The 14,220-nt window shown below is 57.3% G+C and carries 14 protein-coding genes; 10 read left to right on the top strand and 4 right to left on the bottom strand.

All coding sequences use genetic code 11. From position 1 onward, the window contains the following. Positions 1-7: 7 nt before the first annotated feature. The 9 genes from LAB08_RS29690 to LAB08_RS29650 all read left to right on the top strand — a co-directional run bounded on the left by LAB08_RS29690 (position 8) and on the right by LAB08_RS29650 (position 10,927). On the top strand, positions 8-1,525 hold the full coding sequence (locus LAB08_RS29690; RefSeq protein ID WP_096515618.1) for a sigma 54-interacting transcriptional regulator: 1,518 nt from the start codon (positions 8-10) through the stop codon (positions 1,523-1,525). A 76-nt stretch (positions 1,526-1,601) separates the two neighbouring features. Continuing rightward, on the top strand, positions 1,602-1,742 hold the full coding sequence (locus LAB08_RS29685; RefSeq protein WP_096514210.1) for a type VI secretion protein: 141 nt from the start codon (positions 1,602-1,604) through the stop codon (positions 1,740-1,742). 17 nt (positions 1,743-1,759) lie between these two features. Beyond that, positions 1,760-2,950, top strand: a complete 1,191-nt coding sequence (tagH, locus tag LAB08_RS29680) for a type VI secretion system-associated FHA domain protein TagH (protein WP_096514211.1) — start codon at positions 1,760-1,762, stop codon at positions 2,948-2,950. 5 nt (positions 2,951-2,955) lie between these two features. Then, entirely contained in the window at positions 2,956-3,456 is a 501-nt protein-coding gene (gene tssJ / locus LAB08_RS29675; protein ID WP_096514212.1) for a type VI secretion system lipoprotein TssJ, read from the top strand. Between the two features lie 2 nt (positions 3,457-3,458). Continuing rightward, the gene (gene tssK, locus LAB08_RS29670; RefSeq protein WP_096514213.1) at positions 3,459-4,790 is read left to right on the top strand and encodes a type VI secretion system baseplate subunit TssK; all 1,332 of its coding nucleotides are present in this window, start codon (positions 3,459-3,461) and stop codon (positions 4,788-4,790) included. A gap of 5 nt (positions 4,791-4,795) precedes the next feature. Further along, positions 4,796-5,689 carry a type IVB secretion system protein IcmH/DotU gene (gene icmH / locus LAB08_RS29665; protein ID WP_096514214.1) on the top strand — a complete coding sequence of 298 codons (894 nt, stop codon included), beginning with the start codon at positions 4,796-4,798 and terminating at the stop codon, positions 5,687-5,689. Continuing rightward, positions 5,689-9,192 carry a type VI secretion system membrane subunit TssM gene (gene tssM, locus LAB08_RS29660; protein ID WP_096514215.1) on the top strand — a complete coding sequence of 1,168 codons (3,504 nt, stop codon included), beginning with the start codon at positions 5,689-5,691 and terminating at the stop codon, positions 9,190-9,192. Before icmH ends, tssM begins: the two co-directional genes overlap by 1 nt. After that, a complete protein-coding gene (locus LAB08_RS29655; protein ID WP_096514216.1) occupies positions 9,192-9,920 on the top strand; it encodes a PP2C family protein-serine/threonine phosphatase in 729 nt (242 codons plus the stop codon). The genes tssM and LAB08_RS29655 overlap by 1 nt, the downstream gene beginning before the upstream one ends. After that, positions 9,917-10,927, top strand: coding sequence for a serine/threonine-protein kinase (locus LAB08_RS29650; RefSeq protein WP_096514217.1), 1,011 nt, complete (start codon positions 9,917-9,919; stop codon positions 10,925-10,927). Before LAB08_RS29655 ends, LAB08_RS29650 begins: the two co-directional genes overlap by 4 nt. On the opposite strand, the gene LAB08_RS29645 is transcribed toward LAB08_RS29650, so the two are convergent. Further along, a complete protein-coding gene (locus tag LAB08_RS29645; RefSeq protein ID WP_157755750.1) occupies positions 10,915-11,073 on the bottom strand; it encodes a hypothetical protein in 159 nt (52 codons plus the stop codon). The genes LAB08_RS29650 and LAB08_RS29645 overlap by 13 nt on opposite strands. Here LAB08_RS29645 and LAB08_RS29640 point away from each other — a divergent pair. Beyond that, the gene (locus LAB08_RS29640) at positions 11,072-11,455 is read left to right on the top strand and encodes a helicase (RefSeq protein WP_096514218.1); all 384 of its coding nucleotides are present in this window, start codon (positions 11,072-11,074) and stop codon (positions 11,453-11,455) included. The genes LAB08_RS29645 and LAB08_RS29640 overlap by 2 nt on opposite strands. Positions 11,456-11,503: 48 nt before the next feature. Here LAB08_RS29640 and LAB08_RS29635 read toward each other — a convergent pair whose 3' ends face one another. From LAB08_RS29635 to LAB08_RS29625, 3 genes are all read right to left on the bottom strand, one after another. Continuing rightward, the gene (locus LAB08_RS29635; RefSeq protein WP_096514219.1) at positions 11,504-12,268 is read right to left on the bottom strand and encodes a Fic/DOC family protein; all 765 of its coding nucleotides are present in this window, start codon (positions 12,266-12,268) and stop codon (positions 11,504-11,506) included. Further along, the gene (locus LAB08_RS29630) at positions 12,265-12,522 is read right to left on the bottom strand and encodes a hypothetical protein (protein WP_096514220.1); all 258 of its coding nucleotides are present in this window, start codon (positions 12,520-12,522) and stop codon (positions 12,265-12,267) included. The genes LAB08_RS29635 and LAB08_RS29630 overlap by 4 nt, the downstream gene beginning before the upstream one ends. A gap of 224 nt (positions 12,523-12,746) precedes the next feature. Then, positions 12,747-14,147, bottom strand: a complete 1,401-nt coding sequence (locus tag LAB08_RS29625; RefSeq protein WP_096514221.1) for an aminoacyl-tRNA deacylase and HDOD domain-containing protein — start codon at positions 14,145-14,147, stop codon at positions 12,747-12,749. Positions 14,148-14,220: the final 73 nt, after the last annotated feature.

The raw sequence follows: 14,220 nt of genomic DNA, 5'->3' as shown, positions 1-14,220 counted from the left end.
GGGTGCGATGTCCCCTCAACTGTCGCAGCCATTAGCCTATACCGAAGCTTTGCTGGGGCAGTTCGCCAGCTTGTCGCAAGCGACGGACAGCGCTGCGTTGCTGGGTGACTTCCTTCGTGGGGTGGCGCAACTCAGTGATTGTGAGCTGGCGCAATTGTATTTGCTCGATGCGAACCACGGCTGCCTCGGACTGAGTACCGAATACCTCAATGGCATCTTGCAACCTCGGGATATGGCGGGTTCACCGGCGGATTACAACGATGCGCAACTGCTGCAATTCGCCCTGCGCCAGAACCGCGTAGTGAGTATCGACTCCTTGAGTGGCAGTCTGTACGAAATCGGTTTTTTGCCGCCTCAGGCCAAACCTTGGCAATCGCTATTGTGTGTGCCGCTGCTGAGTAATCGAAAGGTGGTTAATGGTTTGGTGCTTTGTGCCAGCCGCCGGCATATCGACCTGCAAGGGCACGCCGATTCCCTCGGTAAATTGGGCTCGTTCGTACTTGGCCAGCTTCAACTGTTGCAACGCCTGCATCGGCCGGCTGGCAATGCGCGATCTGCACTGATCAGCGTCCCGAGTGCCAGTGGCTTTGGACTGATCGGTAAAAGCCCGGCTATGCGCCAAACCTATTCGCTGATCAGTAAGGTCTTGCATAGTCCATACACCATATTGCTGCACGGTGAGACAGGTACTGGCAAGGAGGTGATCGCTCGAGCGATTCACGAGGGCAGCCCGCGGCGGTCTCGGCCACTCATCGTACAAAACTGTGCAGCCTTCGCCGAAAATCTCCTGGAAAGTGAACTGTTCGGCCACCGCAAAGGTGCCTTTACCGGTGCCGACCGTGACCGCGTCGGACTGTTCGATGCGGCTAATGGCGGCACCCTGATGCTGGATGAAATCGGTGATATGCCGTTATCCCTGCAAGCCAAATTGCTGCGTGTTTTGCAGGAGGGTGAGATCCGGCCCGTGGGGTGTAACGACACCCACAAGATCGACGTGCGCATAATCGCGGCGACTCACCGTGATTTGGCGTCGCTGGTCAGGGAAGGCAAGTTTCGCGAGGACCTGTATTACCGTCTTGCGCAGTTTCCCATCGAGCTGCCGGCCCTGCGCGAACGTGCCGGAGACATCCTGGATCTGGCCCGGCATTTCGCTGACAACGCCTGCACATTCCTGCAACGGGATAACGTGCGTTGGTCTGAGGCGGCATTGAGCCAATTGGCTGCTTATACCTTTCCCGGCAACGTACGTGAGCTCAAAGGGCTGGTCGAACGTGCGGTGTTGCTGTGTGAGGGCGAAGAATTATTGACCGAGCATTTTTCTCTGCCACAGGACGTGTTTGAGCAAGACAGCCGCCTGCACTTGCGCGAACGCGTGGAGCAGTTCGAGCGCAGTCTGGTGATTGATTGCCTGCGTAAAAATAATGGCAACCAAACGCTGGCAGCCCGAGAACTAGGGCTCCCACGCCGCACACTGCTGTATCGCTTCGGGCGTTTGAACATCAAGCCAGGAGACCTCAATGGTTAATCACTGGCAACCGATGACAGATTTCCTGCATCTGTTTCATCTCCACCCAATCTCTCTTTCCTTTGGAGAACCTCGCATGCCTGTTCGTCACTGGCAGGCCGCTTTGTTGGCACTCGTCGTTCTATGCGGCGTCGGTGGCTGTGGCGGTAACTACAAATTCAACGACAACACCTATCGCCCCTTGGGTGATCCGCAGGCGGTCAATCGCGGCAAGTAACTGCAAGGAGCATCAACATGGAACTGGTTTTCGAAATGCTGAGCAGCAAGCAGTTCGTGCCAACAGATTCGAGCCGGAAAACCTTCACAGAGTCCGGTGGAGTGATCGGCCGGAGCAAGAAGTGTGACTGGGTCATTCCAGACCGCAAGCGTCATGTCTCCGGCCTCCACGCGAAAATCAACTACTGCGAAGGCGCGTTTTACATGACCGATATCAGCAACAACGGTATCCACGATCTTGTCGGTGGTTCCCGTCTTATCAAGGGTGAGGCTCTACGTATCGAAAACGGCGGCATTTATGGTCTCGGTGATTTCGAGATCCGCGCGCAATTGAGCCATGGCTCGTCATCCTTCGATGCCGAAGCCTGCCGTACGCACAAGACGGGCAACATCATTCCTGATGATGTACTCCTCGAACTTGACCCATTGAAGGCCGTTGATCAGCAGGAGCCTGCTTTCTATGGGCTCGACGAGCTGAGCGACTTTGATGGGGTGTTTCAAGCACCCCTCCAACGCGCGGACTATGCGCGAATCGACATGGAAAATCTGACGGTACCGCAGCTGCTTGAGCCTACGGTTGAACCTGCACTCGTCAGGTCTGAGATTGCCGAACCACGTCATGAAGATTTCTGGGAGCGCTTCGGTGCAACGCTTGGATTGGATCTTAAAGGCTTCGACCCTGCTGCCTGCGAAGCAGTGGCGCTCGATGCTGCGCGGTTACTCAAGCAGTGCGCTGGCGGCTTGCAGCAAAGTCTACGTACCCGTAGCGAGCTGAAGAACGAACTGCGACTGGCCCATACGACCGTACAAGGTCTGCATACAAATCCGCTCAAAATCGCTGTCGGTCCAGCAGAGGCGTTGAGCATGTTGCTGACCAACAAACCAGGTCAATTATCAGCAGAACAAGCGATCTCCAGCGCATTTCGTGATCTACAGGCGCATCAGGTGGCCTTGCTGGCTGGCAGTCGCGCGGCGGTTCGAGGGGCTCTGGAACACTGCTCACCACGACAACTGACGCTGCGATTCGAGCGTGACAACAAATCGCTGTTTTCCACAGCGGGCAGTCGTTGGAAAGCCTACGGCCGCTTTCACCAAACCCTGCTCCAAGATGACGACTGGAGCGATCGCTTGCTGACGCGTGACTTCGCCCGGGCCTACGAAGAGCAGATTCGCCTGATCTCCACCCTCCACACTGACCTTCAGGGGTGATGCCTATGTCTCGCCGTTGGACTGTTTCTATCAATGTACTTACCGGTCTTGTGGCACTGGTTTTACTGACTGGTTGCTCGGTGCTATCGCCGTTTTCAAGCGTGACCAAACTCAATTTGAAGCTGACTGCCAGCGATCAACTGAATCCGGACCTTCATGGGCGCCCGTCGCCGATAGTCGTGCGCCTGCTGGAGCTCAAGCACCCGGTTGCGTTCGAAAATGCCGACTTTTTCAGCCTCTATGAGCGTGCCGGGAAATCGTTGACGCCGGATCTGGTAACCAGTGAAGAGCTGCAGTTGCGTCCAGGTGAAACCGTAGAGCTCAAGCTCAGTGTGCAAGAAGGGAGTCGGTATGTTGGCATCCTCGCCGCTTACCGCGACCTGCCCGAAACCAGATGGCGCTACACCGTGTCACTCACTCCGCGGGGCGTCACCAACACGGACCTGAAGCTTGATCAGTCCGGTATTCGCAACAGCAATGAAGTACTCGCCAAGGCAGGTGACTGAACATGCATACCCATAAAGTCATTTGGCAAGAGGGCATGTTGCTGCGTCCGCAGCACCTCCAGCAAAACGATCGCTATTACGACCATCAGTTGAAAGCCCGCACCCAGTTATTGGGCGGTTACACCTGGGGTTTTCTTGGCCTGGAGATCGATTTGCAGTTTCTCAATATGGGAAAAGTGGTTATCAACAGTGCGTCGGGAGTCCTGCCGGACGGCAGCCTTTTCGAAGTAGGAGGCAGCACCAGGCCCTTGGCTCTGGATGTACCTGCCAATACCGGCAACACATCCGTCTATCTAGCGTTGCCGTTGGTGACTGGCAACCATGTCGAATCTCGTCGTCCGGAACAGTGCGACGTGCTTGCGCGTTACATCACCTATGAAATGGAGGTCGCCGACTCCAATGCGGGGGACGGTTGTACCAGCGCAGTCAGTTGTGCCCGTCCGGACTTCCGATTACTGCTTGGCGAGGAGCACAGCGATCAAGCCTGTGTGAAGCTGAAGATTTGCGAAGTCCTCGACACCACTCCCGACGGCGTGATCAGCCTCGACCCGGATTACGTCGCGACGTACCTGCAGGTGCATTCTTCCAGTTTTCTGCTCTCTTGTCTGAAAGAGGTCATCAGTATGCTCGGACATCGGGGCGACGCCATTGCCGAGCGGATTCGCTCTACTGGCAAAGTGGGAGGGGCAGAAGTAGGCGACTTCATGATGCTGCAATTGATCAACCGCACCGAACCACTGTTGCGCCATTACCTCACCAGGGAGCAGGTTCATCCTCAGGAACTGTACTGCACGCTGCTGACCCTGTTGGGAGAACTGGCTACATTCTCCAGCGAAAGCAAACGCCCGAGTCCGGGCAGTCGCTACGAACACAGTGACCAAGGCAAAAGTTTCCTCAAAGTCATGGAGGCGATTCGTCAGGTGTTGTCGATGGTTCTTGAGCAGCATGCCATTGAATTGCCGATACAGACGCGTCAGTACGGAATCATGGTCTCGCCATTGCACGACCATAAATTGTTGGGCTCGGCCTCGTTCGTGCTGGCCGCCAGTGCTCAATGCGACAGCGAAGAACTGCGCCATCGATTGCCCGCACACCTCAAGGTCGGTCCAGTGGAGAGCATCCGTCAACTGGTCAATCTTCATTTGCCCGGTATCAAAGTCAGGCCGCTACCGGTTGCCCCGCGACAGATCGCGTTCCACGCCAGCAAAACCTATTTCATCCTCGACCTCAGCTCCGAAGATCAGGCACAACTCGAACGCTCTGGCGGCTTCGCGTTCCATGTCTCCGGTGAATTCGCCGAGCTCGATCTGAAATTCTGGGCCATCAGGAACTGAGCGACATGATCAAGGACATGGAACACCTTCAGGACGACAAAACCGTGCTGCTCGATCGTTTGGGTCATGACCCGGCACAGGGGAACCTGACCGACTCCGTCGCGCCACCGCGCTTCGAGCAGTTGAAAGATCGCATGATTTACGCCGCTCGACAGCGGCCGGAGCACACTTTCAGTATCAGTCTCAACTCACTGGTGGCGGCGGCGTCTGGCCTGCTATCTGAAGTGGTGCGGCTCAAGCAGAGCGCAACCGGTGAAGATTTACCAGCCCTTAACAAGCGACTGAGTACGGCGCTAAACCACTTTGTCGATCGCGCGCTAAACAGAGGTGTCGAAAGTAGTCAGGTATCAACGGCACGTTATGTGTTGTGCACAGTTATCGACGAGGCAGTCGTGACCACAGCGTGGGGTAAGGAGAGCGAGTGGTCGCGAATGAGCCTTCTCAGCACATTCCACAATGAGACATCTGGCGGTGAAAGATTCTTCCAGTTCCTTGATCGCCTTTCGAAAAACCCGGTCAAGCATCTGCCGATGCTGGAGCTGATGTACCTCTGCCTCGCGCTTGGATTCGAGGGCAAGTACCGAATCCAGCCGCGGGGTCATCAGGAACTTGAAAATCTACGTGATGCCCTTTATCGGCAGATTCGTCAGTCAGGTGCAGATATTCCGCGTGAACTTTCACCTCGCAGGGAAGCCCTCGACGAAGGTCGGCGACACAGACTCGTAAGGATTGTGCCGGGGTGGATGGTGGCGCTGATTACTGTGGTATGCCTTGTGGTTATGTACTCAGGATTCGCCTGGGTATTGGGTGAGCAGCGCGATTCGGTTTTAAAACCGTTCCAGCAAATTGATCAGGCAGCGGTTCAATCGCAATCGCAGCATTTGAAGGGGCGCGGGTGATGATCAAACTCTTCAGAGGAGCCAGCGCACTCCTGCAAAAGACGTGGCTCTGGAGCCTCCTGACGGTATTGCTTGTCGCGCTGCTGGTGTGGCGCGTCGGACCGCTGTTGGCGGTGGATGATTACCGATTCTGGGAAAGTCCCACTTCGCGGCTGCTGAGCATCAGCGTGTTGTTTCTGGTCTGGGGCCTGACCATGGTGTTCGTCAGTTGGCGCGCCGGTATACGCGAGCAGCTACTGGAAAGCTCCGAAGACGGTCAGGCAAGTCTGCTCCGCCATCAACAGATCAATCAAGAACGCAGGGAGCTGAGAGTGCGCTTCAAGAGCGCCCTTGCCACCCTCAGGACTTCGAGTCTCTATCGCGGGCGTCGTGAATTACCGTGGTATTTGTTGATCGGACCTCAAGGAAGTGGCAAAACCAGTTTGCTGGAGCGCTCGGGCCTGGAGTTTCCGCTCAATTCATTCGATCGCAAGCTTAGCGATGGGTCCCCAGGTACTGAATATTGCGATTGGTATTTCGCCGAGAACGGTGTGTTGCTCGAAACGGCCGGTCGCTACCTGACCCAATCAAACGTCGAAGTCGATGCCAGTGGCTGGAGCTCTTTGCTCGGCCTGTTGCAAAAACGACATCGCAGCAGACCGCTCAATGGCGTAATGGTGACGCTCCCAGTGCAAACCTTGTCCAGCCATGATCAGGGGACTTTGGACACACTGGCGAAACACGTGCGTTCACGTTTGCAAGAGGTACAGCAAAGGCTGCACGTCGACCTGCCGATCTATCTGGTGTTAAGCAAAACGGATGAACAGTCGGGCTTTCACGAGTTCTTCGATCAGCTGACCCAAGAGGAAAGGGATCAGGTGCTGGGCGCCAGTCTGAGTCAAACGTCAGGGACGTCTGACGCTACCGCGGCACGTGTTGAATTCGAAGCGCTGCTTCAGCGACTCAACAGCCAAGTGATCATGCGCATGCATCAGGAGCGCGATCCTCTGCGTCGAAGCCGAATTCTCGAGTTTGCGCATCAATTTGGGCTGATCGGCGAAGGGCTGTGTCAATTCGTCGAGAAGACATTCCCCGGTAACCACAACCCGCGCACGGGCCAGTTGCGCGGTTTCTACTTCACCAGTGCCATTTACTCAGGCAAGCCGCCGGATCACCAAACAGACGCTGGCGCAGGTGTCAGGCAGGGGGATGCGGCAGTCAGGCATACCGGGTACTCGCGGTTTATCCCTCATTTGTTCAGTCGGGTCATTTTCCCCGAGTCCGGCCTTGTCGAACTGAACAAGCGCGAGCGTCGCCGCCTAAATTGGAGTCAGCGTGCTCTGTACGTGGGAGCGCTTGCTACCCTGAGTCTGTTTGGTTTTTGGTGGGCTGGTAGCTTCTCGGCCAACCATGAGCGATTGGATAAGCTGCGCACACTGGCACAAACCTGGACCCAGCAGCGTTCGGCCACGGTCGTGGGGGATGAATGGCCGGCTGTGCTCGCCCCCCTGGACACCAGTTACGCGGCAACTCAGTTGTTCCCTGAGAAGGGCGAAGTCTCTTTCCACCAGCGCGGGGGGTTGTATCAAGGTGTAGCAGCTAATCCGGTGATCAAGAGCGCCTACGAGCTTGAGCTTGAAGGGCACCTTTTGCCGCGCCTCGCGACACTGCTGGAGGGGCAGATTCGCGCCAGCATGAAAGACCGTGAGCGTTTGCTCAACAGCTTGCGTGCGTATCTGATGTTGAGCACACAGGATCACCGCGACGCCACATGGTTGAAAGAGCGTATTGCTGCCGAGTGGTCCCTGCGATACGCGGGAAACACTTCGATGCAAGAGCGATTGAATGCCCATGCCGAACGTTTGTTCGCGTTGCCATTCCGTTACCCGCTTAATGATCAACTGGTGGCTCAGGCGCGCCAGATTTTGCGCAGCGAATCCCTGGCCAATGTGGTTTACCGGATGCTTCGCGAGCAGGCCCGCAATCTCCCTGAATACCGTTTGAGCCAGCACTTGGGGCCACAGGGTGCGTTATTGATTGGCACCGATCATGTAATGCCGGGGTTCTACACCCAGCAGGGATATCAGCAATATTTCTCGGTCCGGGGCGCTGCACTCGTCTCTGACATCCTGCGTGATAACTGGGTATTGGGCGAGGGCTCGGATATCAGTGCCATGGACTTGCGGCGCCTGATGGTCGAACTGGAGCAACTGTATTTTCGTGACTACGCCAATGCATGGGGCAATGCGATGGATCGTGTTGCATTGCAGCCCACCCATCACGCTGCTGAAGGGGTAGATCAACTGGCCGGTCTGACGTCTGCCAACTCACCAGTGCTGCAACTACTTGTACAAGTTCGCGAGCACACTCGCTTCGCGGTTGTTGCCGATGGCGTGGATGAAGTAGCAACAGCTGCGCAAGCGTTCGCAGAGAAGGGAGGAAAATCTGGCCAACTCGTCACCGCTGCGGCACAAAAAGCTTCGAGCGTGCTGGCCAATAATCTGCCAGACACTGCAAGGAAAGCCCTGCAACGTCGCTTTGAACCCCTGCATCGTTTGCTGGATGAACATAATGGTCCGGGCGCTGATTTGACCCCGGTATTGCAGGCGCTCAATGAACTTCAACTGCAACTGTCGAGCCTGGCTCGTGCTAACGCACCTGATCAGGCGGCGTATGACCTGGCCAAAGCCCGCATGGCCAGCCAGCGTGATGCGCTGAGTCACTTGCGCATGGCCGCAGGTCGCTTGCCGCGTCCGGTCGGTGCCTGGTTTAGCGCACTGGCCGACGACACCTGGCGTTTGGTACTCAACGAAGCCTATCAGTATCTGAATCAGCGTTATCAGAGTGAGCTGTACAGTTTCTACGGCAAGGCGATAAACCAGCGTTATCCCTTCAGTGCACACAGTGCCAGTGACGTGGCAATCAGCGATTTTCGTGAGTTTTTCAAGGCCCAGGGCATCAGTGACCGCTTCTTCGACAACTACCTGCGTCCTTTTGTCGGCGGCGTCCCGGGTAGCTACCGCCTGCGCAGTGTCGATGGTCAAAGTCTGCCCGTTTCTCGGGCCTACCTCGATCAGATGGCTTCGGCCCATATGATCCGCCAGAGCTTCTTTGTCGATAGTTCCGCCGAGCCTCACGTACAGTTCAAGCTGGAGCCATACACCCTCGATCCATCGGTAAGCCGTTCCGAGTTCCGCTTTGGCGACAAGGCTTTGGAATACCGCCACGGCCCAATCGTAGCGGCTTCCTTCAAATGGCCGACTGATACCGAAGACGGTCGCACCAGCCTGGTACTCGACAGAATGGCCGACCGTCCGATCGGTATCGAAAAGAATAGCGGTCCATGGTCGCTGTTCCGTCTGTTGGACCTCATGCAGACCGAATACCTGATCGGTCGCGATGTAATCGTACTCAAAGCCGATCTGGGTGGCCTGCGCGCCAATTACTTGCTAACGAGCCAGCGCACGCCGAACCCGTTCGATATGAGTGTGCTGCGAACGTTCCGCATGCCGGTGCAGCTCTGATGCCAATGGTCAGTTCCTGGCGCAGCGCTGCACGTACCGACCCAGGCAAAGTCAGGTTGCGCAATGAGGATGCTTTTCTCGATTGTCCCCAGCAGGGGCTTTGGGTGGTCGCCGATGGCATGGGAGGGCATCAAGGAGGCGACATCGCCAGTCAGTTGATTGTCGCCAGCCTGGCGGAGTTGCCGGTACAAAAAAACTTCGATGAGCGTCTCAAAGGCGTGCGTCAATGCCTGCACTGGCTCAATCGTCGCTTTGGTCAGGAGTTGACTGTCATTGCCGAACACCAGGACACCATCATTGGCAGCACTGTGGTAGTGCTTCTGGTGGACGGCAGTCGCGCAGCCTGCGTCTGGGCTGGAGACAGCCGATGTTATTTGTGGCGCGATCAGTGCTTGTACCAACTGACCAAGGATCATTCGCTGATGCAGCAGCTAATGGACCAACAACTAATGAGCGCTGGACAAGCCAGTACACAACCCCATGCTGGTGCGTTGACCCGGGCGGTGGGGGCCAGCGAAGAACTGACGCTCGAAGTGCTGGAGTTGACGGTGTATCCCGGCGATGCGTTTTTGCTGTGCAGCGACGGTTTATACCAGTGCCTCAGCAGCAACGAGCTGGGCAATGCCTTGAGCCTGAGCGCACCGGTAATGGCGTTGACACGTTTGTTCGAGGGAGCCTTGTGTGGTCCCGCGCGGGATAACCTGACCGGTGTAGTGATCCGTCAATGAGTGAGCCTGTACCAGTGCCCGAAAAGCTGCCGAGCAGCGATGAGGACGCTGCCGATCTGACCTATTTCGCTTTCGCCAAGCCAGCTGACGCATTCCGTGATGTCATGTCGTTCCAGGCTCGCGTCATTAAGTTGCAAGATGTGTTAGTGGGGCGTTATCGGATCGAGCGGTTGCTCGGTGCTGGTGGAATGAGCGTGGTATACCGCGCACGGGATCTGTTGCACGAACAGTTCGGTGACCGTGAAACTTATGTCGCGCTGAAAATGCTCGGTGAAGAACTCGCCAACTCCCAGGATGCCGGTGCCTTGCTCTACAGCGAGTTCGCCCTTACCCGGCGCTTACGTCATCCGAACGTGGTGCGCTTGCACACCTTTGAAGTGGATACGCGTTGCCGACAAGCCTTCATCACCATGGAGCTGATGAGTGGCCTGACCCTGGACAAGGTGCTCTGCGACCAGCCTCTGGGGTTACCGTGGCCAGCGCTGCGGGATGTTGCGCTTCCATTGCTTGACGCATTGGTCCATGCCCACAGCCGTGGTGTTCTGCACGGCGATTTGAAACCAAGCAACGTGATGTGCGGTGAAGAGGGCGTTCGACTGTTTGATTTCGGTCTGGGCCAAGCCGAGGAGTGCATCATGCCGGGACTGCCAAAGCTGAGTCGCCGCCGCTTCAATGCCTGGACCCCAGGCTATGCCGCCCCCGAATTGCTTGAAGGCCAACCGCTGACCGCCGCAGCGGACATCTATGCGGTGGGCTGTGTGTTGTATGAATTGGCGTGTGGCAAACACCCGTTCCGCCGTTGGCTCTCAACCCGTGCACGGGATGAGCAAATGGACCGTGAATTGCGCGCGCCACGGCATTTGCCGAAGCATTGTTGGCCCGCGTTAAGAGCGGCCCTGAGTTTTGACGAGGCGCAACGCACTATCACGGCTCAGGAGCTGTATGACGCCATCAACACGCAACCGTCGTGGCTGCGGCGCTGGTTAGCCCTTAATCAAGCCAGATGATCAGTGGGGTCCGTGAAAATTATGACTTGGTAGTCATCATGCAGGTAATAGGGTTGATCTTCTTCTAACGCAACTCGTTGGTGGCGTTCCTGCTTTAAGTCGCTAAACTGCGCCAGCCGTTCATTTTTCTTTTGAGGCTTGCGCATGAAATTTCGTTTTCTGCTGTGGATGCTGGGCTTGTTGATGGGCAAGGCCAGTCGGACCAACCCTGCGTTTCAGCAGCAGTTGGGTGACAAGGAGTTGGTGTTTCAGCTGCAGACCCTGGACGGGAAAGTGGCTCGGCATTTCCGGGTGAAGGATCAGCGCATCACCAGCCAGTCAGGCGTGTATGCCGAGCCGGCGTTTGCGATTGCCTTTAAAGATGCCGCGTATGGCTTTGCCACGATGCAGGCGAAGAACAAGCAATTGGCGTTCATGACGGGGATTCAGGACAAGTCGATTCAGATCAAGGGTAACCCGGCGCTGGTGATCTGGTTTCAGGGGTTGACCAAGTATTTGAAGCCGAAGAAGGCCAAGCCCAAGGCTTGAGGTTGTCCAGGTCGCGCACGGGTTCTTCGAAGGAGCCAGTGCGCCGCCTCAGTCGTTCGATTCAGGAGGCTTTCCGGTGTCGAGAGGCTTGGCCCGGTAGGTCTTGTAGATCTGCTGGACTTGCGGGTTGTCCAGGCTCTCGTAGGTGATGCCTTCCTTGTCCAGGCCATCCAGGCCTTTGATGCCGCTGATGGTCTCTGGCCACTCGTCACGACTGGAAATATCAACAATGAATGGTTTTAGGTAGCTATCGAGATTCCCCTCGCGAGGCTCCCGGATCTCGTCGCTGAGTGCCCGCAGGTAGTCATCCTTGTTCGTCCTGGACCAGTCGATGGCGAATTTGGCGCGGTAGCAGAGTTCCATGAAGACCAGCAGGATCGTGCGCCCGTTGCCGTCTAGGAAGGGGTGTGCGAAAGCCAGTTGGCCCATCACTCTGCCGGGCTGTTCTTTGAAACGCTTTTTATCGGCTGCTAGTTCAAGCGCATAGTCGACAGACATCTTGATGGAGTGCGGGTGCTCGAAGATGGTACTTCGGGGATCGTCGTATGAGCCCTTGAAGACGGCCAGGTGAGGTACAAGTGCGTTCCGGTCTTTGCCTGCCCAGTGATAAAAGCCGGAGAACAGGATTTCGTGGACCTTGAGCACGGCCTGGTAGTCGATTGGCTTCTTTTTGGCCAAATAGGCGAGGGCATCCTCGATGCTCAATTCGAACGAAAGATGCTCTGACTCTTTTACTTCGGTGGGGTCTTTCAGTTGCAGCGAATTCTGAAGATATCCAGCAGCTTCGAAGTCGCCGAACGGATCGAAAGTCATGCGCCAGGATTCTGTGAACGCCTTTCCTGAAGGTAGCGTCCTTGGAGGGCGAGGGTCTCGGACTTGCTCAGAATGCCTTTTTTCTTGAGGTTCACGAGCAATTGCTCGACGCCATCCAGCTCGACGACATCGCCCGCCATGCGGGTAATGATCACGGCCATACGGCTCATGCCGTCAGGATCGGCAGTGACCCTGTGATCTTTGGCAAGCTTGCGAACCTGATTTTCAACACTGCCAGCTGCTGTTTGAGTCATCGGGAAAGCCCTCTGTTTGCAGTCAAATCATAGCAGGGCGCCTGATTATTGTCCTTGGTGGCTCGTGGCCGACGATCAGGGGGCGAGCGTGCCTTCCGGTGCGTACGCCGAGGAAGGCCGAGGCTGAGGTCTTTCAGTCAGACCGGGTTGAATTCTTCGCGAGCAGGCTCGCTCCCACAGGGAATACCTAACCTCTGTGGGAGCGAGCCTGCTCGCGAAGCTTTTTAGGGTTGGCTGAATTGCGAGGCCAGTTCGCGCAGCAGCACTTCGGCTTCGAGGACTTTGCTGACGACGTCTTCCGCTTTGGCGCGGGTCAGGCCGAGGCGGTCGAGCAGGGCGTCGGGGATGTCTTCGTCCGGGCCCGAGCCGATGCCGCGGCTGCGCAGCAGGCGCACGGACAGGCACACCAGGTTCGGGTATTCGGCGTAGTCGCCGTCGTAGCCCGGGTCATGCTGGAAGCGCAGTGCGGTGGCCAGTTCATCGGGCATGTCCCAGAAGCGCATCAGCCAGGCGCCGATCTGCTCGCGGCTGATGCCCAGCAGGTGTTGCTCGATGTAGCTGTGGCACAGGTGCGGGTTGACCTCCATGTGACGGCAGATCAGCGAGAAGTGCGGCGGGAACACGTGGGCCAGCAGCAGGTAGCCGAAGTTGTGCAGCAGGCCGGCCAGGTAGGTCAGGCCGGCTTCCGGGCGCTGGGTGCGCGGCATGGCGCGGGTCAGGCCTTCGATGACGGCGGCGGTGTAGATCGATTGCTGCCAGTACGGCGTGCTGTGTTGCGGGTGGTCTTTGGGCAGGCTCAGGGTTTTGCCCAGGGCCAGGCCCAGTGCCAGGTTGATCACCAGGTCGAAGCCCAGCACCCGCACGATGGCGTCTTCCACTGAACGAATCTTGCCCGGCGAGGCGTAGTACGGCGACGCGGCCCAGCTCACCACTTGCGCGGCCAGCGCCGGGTCGGTTTCGACTACGCCGGTGATGTCGTCGATGGTGGCGTTGGGGTCCACGCGCAGCTTTATGATCTTTTGTGCGGTTTCGGCCAGCGGCGGTATTTCGATGGTCGCTTCCAGGCGTTGCTGGATGCGCCGCGCGGTGAACGCTTGAACGGCCTGGGTGATTTCCTCGCGGTCATCGTCGGGGCGGTCGAGGTTGGGGCGGATGCTGCTCAGGGCTTCGCCGAAGTTGGCGGCGCTGGCCTTGTTGAGCATGGACTTGAAGGCTTCGCTGGTGATTTCCAGCAGCACGCCCGGCTCGCCCGAATTGACCAGCACCGTCGGCTCGCGCAGCAGGCTTTCTTCATACAGGCACGGCGAGCTGGTGAGGGTGGGCAGACCCGGCAGCAAACTCAGGCTGTGCTTGCCGAGCATCTTGACCAGGCGCTCGGTCGGCACGGCGGTGAGGCGACGGCCAGTGAGTTCGGTGAGGCGGTTGAGGTCGAGCAACTGATTCTGCGGGAACAGCACCATCAGCGCGCCGACGGCATCATCGAGCAGCACGGCCTGGACCTTGCGCGCCGGGTTCAAGCCGTGATGGTCGAGGACTTCTTCAAAGGCAATGCCCAGTTTGCCCAGCAGCAGCCGAATAACCGACGGAGCGTGCGGGGAGGCGGGTGCGAGGGCAACTTCGGTCATGGTCTGTATCCGGACTAAAACAATTGCAGGAGTATACCCAGCTTGCTCAAACCCATCCTCCAGAAACTGCGAC

This window comes from Pseudomonas izuensis, assembly GCF_002356535.2.
Taxonomy (GTDB): Bacteria; Pseudomonadota; Gammaproteobacteria; order Pseudomonadales; family Pseudomonadaceae; genus Aquipseudomonas; species Aquipseudomonas izuensis.
This window is presented reverse-complemented; position numbering and strand designations above follow the sequence as displayed.